Genomic DNA, 366 nt, shown 5'->3' with positions numbered 1-366 from the left:
ATGGAGACGAAACGCTCCAACATCCCCTCAATGCTGTTGACAACTCGAGAAACGCTGGCCAAGGCCATTGACGTCGAAGAGCACGACCTTCCGTTTGCAGGGGAACTGCTGGAAGTAAAGGCCTCCGACCGAGAATGGCGAGGCGCCATCGAACGTGTGTTGAACGGTTTCGCGCAGTCTTTGCTGGTCGACGAGAAGCACTATCACAAGGTCTCGCAGTACGTGAACCAGACTCGGATTGACCATCGGCTGGTCTACCTGCGTATGACGCCTCATGCTAATACGCCGGTTCGGCCGGAAGCTGAGTCGCTGTATCACAAGCTGGAGTTTGCCAAGAACGCGTCGCAGACGGGGTGGGTTAAGGAA

At 56.0% G+C, this 366-nt stretch carries 1 protein-coding gene; it reads left to right on the top strand.

The window, feature by feature from the left end:
- Nucleotides 1–30 precede the first annotated feature (30 nt).
- A partial coding sequence (locus RVY79_RS18025) for a hypothetical protein (RefSeq protein WP_317465892.1) occupies nucleotides 31–366 on the top strand: 336 nt, incomplete at its 3' end.

The organism is Chromohalobacter sp. HP20-39 (assembly GCF_033052815.1).
GTDB lineage: Bacteria > Pseudomonadota > Gammaproteobacteria > Pseudomonadales > Halomonadaceae > Chromohalobacter.
This window is presented reverse-complemented; position numbering and strand designations above follow the sequence as displayed.